We start from the raw sequence: 7,352 nt of genomic DNA, 5'->3' as shown, positions 1-7,352 counted from the left end.
TTTTGGAGCTTGCGGAGAGTGAATNTGATGCTTCAACCCAACCGCGCAGAATTACAAGCTGCTATCGACCCTTTAAAGAATCAAGCTTTATTAGATAAAGTAGCGGAAGACATTGCAGGCAACTCTGACACAGTTGCAGTCACTGCGGAGCATATCAATCTTATCGTGGGCGTCAGTGGTGCTGTTGCTGAAAATGAAGCGCTTTACACCGCAGCGTTTCCAACGGGCAGTTATGCAGTGGCAGCCACTCCAACAGCTGAAGAAATTCAAATGGTGATTGATTCAGTGAATGGTTTAGTGACCGTTTCTGGTGTGACCTCTGGAACCGTGACAGGTGTAACAGTCACTGCCGACGAACTTAATGGTATTGCGGGGGTCAGTAGTGCGGATGCGGCGAATGAGTCTCTGTATGCGGGTGCACTGGCGAATGGCACCTACGCTGACAGCAGCAACCCCACTGCAGAAGAAATCCAAGCTGTTATTGACTCGGTTAACAGCTTAGAAACGGTTTCTGGCGTGACGTCTGGTACAGTGACAGGGGTGACTATTACGGCTGAAGATCTGAATGCGATTGAAGGCGTGAGTGGTGCGGATGCAGCCAATGAATCTCTGTATGCGGATGCCCTGGCGAACGGCACCTATGCGGACAGCAGCAACCCCCACCCCAGAAGAAATCCAAGCGGTGATTGACTCGGTCAATAGCCTAGAAACGGTCTCTGGTGTGACTTCAGGTACAGTGACAGGGGTGACTATTACGGCTGAAGAGCTGAATGCGATTGAAGGCGTGAGTGGCGCAGATGCGGCGAATGAATCTCTGTATGCCGATGCACTGGCGAACGGCACTTATGCGGACAGCAGCAACCCCACTCCAGAAGAAATCCAAGCGGTGATTGACTCGGTCAATAGCCTAGAAACGGTTTCTGGTGTGACTTCAGGTACAGTGACCGGGATGACCATTACGGCTGAAGATCTGAATGCTATTGAAGGCGTGAGTGGCGCGGATGCAGCCAATGAATCTCTTTATGCCGATGCACTGGCGAACGGTACCTATGCCGATAGCAGTAACCCGACCGCAGAAGAAATTCAAGCAGTGATTGATGCGGTGAACACCAGTGAGGATAATCTGGCTACGGTCTCAGGCGTGACCTCGGGTACAGTGTCTGGTGTCGCTATTACGGCCGAAGAACTGAATGCGATTGAGGGGGTGAGTGGTGCCGATGTGGCCAATGAATCTCTTTATGCGGATGCACTGGCGAACGGCACGTATGCGGACAGCAGCAACCCAACCGCAGAAGAAATCCAAGCGGTGATTGATGCGGTCAACACCAGTGAAGAAAATCTGGCAACAGTCTCAGGGGTGACCTCGGGAACAGTCACTGGAGTCACTATTACGGCTGGAGAATTGAATGTGATTGAGGGCGTGAGTGGTGCGGATGCGGCGAATGAATCTCTGTATGCGGATGCACTCGCGAACGGCACGTATGCGGACAGCAGCAACCCAACTCCAGAAGAAATCCAAGCGGTGATTGATGCGGTCAACACCAGTGAAGAAAATCTGGCAACAGTCTCAGGGGTGACCTCGGGAACAGTCACTGGAGTTACTATTACGGCTGGAGAATTGAATGTGATTGAGGGCGTGAGTGGTGCGGATGCGGCGAATGAATCTCTGTATGCGGATGCACTGGCGAACGGCACGTATACGGATAGCAGCAACCCAACCCCAGAAGAAATTCAAGCGGTGATTGATTCGGTCAACAATTTGGAGACGGTTTCTGGTGTGACTTCAGGTACAGTGACAGGTAGCACCATTACGGCTGATGAGCTAAATGCGATTGAGGGGGTGAGTGGTGCGGATGCGGCGAATGAGTCTCTGTATGCGGATGCATTGGCGAACGGCACCTACGCTGACAGCAGCAACCCTACCGCGGAAGAGCTCCAAGCAGTTGTTGATGCAGTGAACACCAGTGAGGAAAACCTAGACACTATCTCTGACATCACTTCAGGGAGTGTTACGGGCAGCACTGTCACGGCTGAGGACCTCAACAATATAGAGGGCGTGAGTAGCGCGGATGCGGCGAATGAATCTCTGTATGCGGATGCACTGGCGAATGGCACTTATGCGGACAGCAGCAACCCGACCGCAGAAGAAATTCAAGCGGTGATTGACTCGGTCAATAGCCTAGAATCGGTTTCTGGTGTGACGTCTGGTACAGTCACCGGTGTCACTATTACGGCTGAAGAGCTGAATGCGATTGAGGGGGTCAGTGGTGCGGATGCGGCGAATGAGTCTCTGTATGCCGATGCACTGGCGAACGGCACTTATGCGGACAGCAGCAACCCAACTCCAGAAGAAATCCAAGCGGTGATTGATTCGCTCAATAGCCTAGAATCGGTCTCTGGAGTCACATCCGGCACGGTTACAGGCAGCACCATCACAGCTGATGAGCTGAATGCGATTGAGGGGGTCAGTGGTGCGGATGCGGCGAATGAGTCTCTGTATGCGGATGCACTAGCGAACGGTACGTATGCGGACAGCAGCAGCCCTACCGCAGAAGAAATCCAAGCGGTGATTGATTCGGTCAATAGCCTAGAAACGGTTTCTGGTGTGACTTCAGGTACAGTGACAGGCAGCACCATCACAGCCGATGAGTTGAATGCGATTGAGGGGGTGAGTGGCGCGGAGGCGGCGAATGAATCTCTGTATGCGGATGCACTGGCGAACGGCACGTATGCGGATAGCAGTAACCCAACCGCGGAAGAAATCCAAGCAGTGATTGACTCGGTCAATAGCCTAGAAACGGTTTCTGGTGTGACGTCTGGTACAGTGACCGGCGTGACCATTACGGCTGATGAGCTGAATGCGATTGAGGGCGTGAGTGGTGCGGATGCGGCGAATGAGTCTCTGTATGCCGATGCACTGGCGAACGGTACGTATGCGGATAGCAGCAATCCAACCCCAGAAGAGATCCAAGCAGTTGTTGATGCAGTGAACACCAGTGAGGAAAATTTAGATATGATTTCCGACATTACAACAGGGAGTGTTACGGGCAGCACTGTCACGGCTGAGGACCTCAACAATATAGAGGGCGTGAGTGTTGCGGATGCGGCGAATGAATCTCTGTATGCGGATGCACTGGCGAACGGCACGTATGCGGATAGCAGCAACCCAACCCCAGAAGAGATCCAAGCAGTTGTTGATGCAGTGAATACCAGTGAGGAAAACCTAGACACTATCTCTGACATCACTTCAGGGAGTGTTACGGGCAGCACTGTCACGGCTGAAGACCTCAATAATATAGAGGGCGTGAGTGGCGCGGATGCGGGCAATGAATCCCTTTATGCGGATGCACTGGCGAACGGCACGTATGCGGACAGCAACAACCCAACCGCAGAAGAAGTCCAAGCGGTGATTGATTCGGTCAACAGTTTGGAGACGGTTTCTGGTGTGACTTCAGGTACAGTGACAGGCAGCACCATCACAGCTGATGAGCTAAATGCGATTGAGGGGGTCAGTGGTGCGGATGCGGCTAATGAGTCTCTGTATGCCGATGCACTGGCGAACGGTACGTATGCGGACAGCAGCAACCCAACCCCAGAAGAGATCCAAGCAGTTGTTGATGCAGTGAACACCAGTGAGGAAAATTTAGATACGATTTCCGACATTACAACAGGGAGTGTTACGGGCAGCACTGTCACGGCTGAAGACCTCAACAATATAGAGGGCGTGAGTGGTGCGGATGCGGCGAATGAATCCCTGTATGCCGATGCACTGGCGAACGGTACGTATGCGGACAGCAGCAACCCAACCCCAGAAGAAATCCAAGCGGTGATTGACTCGGTCAACAGTTTGGAGACGGTCTCTGGAGTCACATCCGGCACGGTTACAGGCAGTACCATCACGGCCGATGAGCTCAATGCGATTGAAGGCGTGAGTGGTGCGAATGCGGCCAATGAATCTCTGTATGTGGATGCACTGGTGAACGGCACCTACGCTGACAGCAGCAACCCGACTCCAGAAGAAATCCAAGCGGTCATTGATTCTGTGAACAGCTCAGAAATGGTATCGAGTTTGTCGTCTGGGTCGGCTACAGGAGGTACCATCTCAGCCAATGATCTGAATGCAATTGAGGGGGTGAGTGGTGCCGATGCGGCCAATGAATCCCTGTATGCGGATGCGCTGGCGAACGGCACCTACGCTGACAGCAGTAACCCAACTCCAGAAGAAATCCAAGCAGTGATTGACTCGGTCAACAGCCTAGAAACAGTTTCTGGAGTCACATCCGGCACGGTTACAGGCGGCACCATCACGGCTGATGAGCTGAATGCGATTGAGGGCGTGAGTGGCGCGGATGCGGCCAATGAATCTCTGTATGCGGATGCACTGGCGAACGGTACCTATGCCGACAGCAGCAACCCAACTCCAGAAGAAATCCAAGCGGTGATTGATGTGGTCAACACTAGTGAGGAAAACCTAGATACTATCTCTGACATCACTTCAGGGAGTGTTGCGGGCAGCACTGTAACTGCTGAAGATCTCAACAAAATAGAAGGCGTGAGTGGTGCGGATGCAGCGAATGAATCCCTGTATGCCGATGCACTGGCGAACGGTACTTATGCTGACAGCAGCAACCCAACCCCAGAAGAAATTCAGTCAGTGATTGATTCGGTGAATGGTTTGGTGAGTGTGTTTGATATTACATCTGGAGCGGTTGCTGGTGGAACGATCACCGTCGATACACTTAATGCAATAGAAGGAGTAAGTGGGGCTGACAAAGCACATGAATCGCTCTACGCTGATGCGTTAGCTAATGGGGCGTATGCCGACAGCAGCAATCCAACGGCAGAAGAAATCCAAGCGGTGATTGATTCAGTGAACAGTATTGCTGTAGTGTCAAATGTTGCTCTAGGGACCGACGGAAAAGACGTCTCCGTCGACCAGTTGAATACGATTGAAGGTGTAGACAGAGTCAATCCAAACAGTATTGCTGGCTATAATCAGGCGTTCCAAGCCGGCACTTTTGCTGACCCAGAAAACCCAACAGCGGAAGAGATTCAGGCCATTATTGATAGAGTTAATCTCAATCAAACCCTGCTTACCTCTGATGTTGACTTGGATTTAGATGGCTTGACCGCTGAACAAGAAGCCGTGCTGGGAACGTTGGATAATGATCCTGATTCACGTAGCCAATTACTGGGCAGTGAACATGAAGAAAATGGTGTCATCGATGCACATGAAGATCTGGATGGTGATGGCCTGAATAATCTAAGTGAGTTCGTGTGTGAGCTGGATCCTCTTCAACATAGTGGCAATGATCAAGCTTTCGGCTCAATCATGGCGATGGTAGAAAGAGACCCAACAGGTGATTGGGACTCCGATGGCATTTCTAATCAGCGTGAAATAGAGCTTGGTTCTAATCCTATCAGTGCTTATGAGCGTGATTTGAACGGTAACGCGATTCCAGATATTTTAGAAACCGTTTTACTTCATGTGGGTGGTAATCACACCGTCACGCTTAATGACGACTTTGATGAAGATGGCTTGAGTGATGTTTATGAAGTAATGAAGGGCTATGACTTTACCAATGCGAACAGCCCAGAACCTAACGGTGGTGAAGATACGGATGGCAATGGGTTGACCATCGCACAGGAATCTATTTTGGATGGCTTGGCAGATGATGCAGACGGTGATGGTATCGCTAATGAAGATGAAGTTAGAGCCGCTGCCGATCCAACCTTAAGTGATAACATTCCATTCTGGGTCGGAAGTAGGCTGCGCGATAATGGCAATGTTGTGAGTTTGGAGGTCTATGCGCCAGGAACACAAGCGGTAGAACGAGATATTTTGTGGACCTTACCGCAAGAGATGGGCTTACCCGCTGATATAAACGTAACAGGCAACAGCCTTACTTTTGCAAACACAGTTTATCCAACAGGCCGCTATACCGTCCTCGTTGAGATTACTAAATATATTGGAGACACGGTGATTAACCTTAACTCACAATATGAAATTGTGGTTAAAGATAATGGCTTAGTGATGACTGATGCAGACCAAGATGGTATCGATGATGCGGTTGACCCGAGCATATCTTCTCCATGTATTACAGAACCTGTCTTGACTGACGAAAGGCATGAGATTGTTACTGATGATGGTGTAAGACCTAAGGTTGCGGACTATGCACAAAGCGTCGAGTCCACCTCTACGATGGTGCCGATCTCTGACTTTATGGACTTTTATGAAGTGCCGTCACCTGATGGTGAAGATCATCATGAAGTCTTTGACATGAAGTTACAATTGAACGGCTCCAAAGAGAGCTACCAGGTGGTGTTGCCGATGGCTGATCCTATCAAAGAGGGCTCCGTTATGTACAGTATGTCTGGTGAGGGAGACTGGTCGAACGATGTTTACCAAGCACAATCATCGGATGCTCAAAAAGTCATGTCATCTGATTGGAAAAATGGCGAAGAGGGTGTTTGTCCAACCTTGCAAGAGAAAGACCGCTTTACGAGCCATTTAACTAAGGGTCATCATTGTATCTTGCTAATGGTTCAAGATGGTGGAGACTTCGATCGCGATGGTATAGTAAATGGTGAAGTGCACGTGAGTGTGACGCTTGCAACGGCATTAACGACGCCAAAAGAGACGGTGGAAATCGGGCGCAGTGCCGGTGGTAGTGCGGGGTGGCTATCGATTGTTGCACTGTTTGGATTACTAGTACGTCGCTCTGTCATCGCGTTAGCATTGATGCCGATGCTTTTTCAGGTTTCTGCTGTTAATGCCCAAGCTACACCGTATGTGGGGGCCTCTGTTGGAGGGAGCCATCTTTCGCCTCACAATGGTGACTCTGGTTTTAAGGTCAAACAACATAATGATATGGCTTACCAGCTATTTGCAGGCGTTGAAGAAGGGGCTTTTACCTTTGAAGGTTATTACACTGCGATGGGAGAAGCCGAAGTTTCGTTGCCTTCTGGTCGGCAGACTGGTATCAAATATCAGAACTTTGGTGTTGAAATACAGTATCAATACTTGCTCATGGAAGACGTGAGCGTTTACCTCAGTAGTGGCCTAAATTTTGTCAACGGCAGCAGTGATAAAGCTAAAGTAAAGGAAAAACACCACTCTTCGGTCAGTATTGGGACTGGAGTTCGCTGGGACATGACATCAGATTGGTTTGTGAGGCTCCAGTTACAAAGCTATAGCCGTGACCAACAAGTATTGCTGCTACGCTTCGCAAAACGTTTCTAGGGTTCATGGCTTAGTCGTGATGCACTGCAGCTTGCACTCATTCAAGAGCCATTCTGAACAGGAATGGCTCTTTTAATCATTCAGTGGCTTAAGTCACCTGAACTCACAA

At 50.2% G+C, this 7,352-nt stretch carries 1 protein-coding gene; it reads left to right on the top strand.

Translation table 11 applies throughout. The annotated features are described in order from the left end of the window. The first annotated feature begins 640 nt into the window (after positions 1 to 640). A complete protein-coding gene (locus tag BS333_RS20820) occupies positions 641 to 7,243 on the top strand; it encodes a porin family protein (protein WP_158297100.1) in 6,603 nt (2,200 codons plus the stop codon). The last annotated feature ends 109 nt before the right edge of the window (positions 7,244 to 7,352 follow it).

The organism is Vibrio azureus, assembly GCF_002849855.1.
In the GTDB taxonomy this organism is placed as follows: Bacteria; Pseudomonadota; Gammaproteobacteria; order Enterobacterales; family Vibrionaceae; genus Vibrio; species Vibrio azureus.
This window is presented reverse-complemented; position numbering and strand designations above follow the sequence as displayed.

What these genes read in the sequence shown, in the direction of transcription:
- BS333_RS20820 (WP_158297100.1), top strand. Translation starts at nt 641, where the DNA reads ATGCGGACAGCAGCAACCCCCACCCCAGAAGAAATCCAAGCGGTGATT.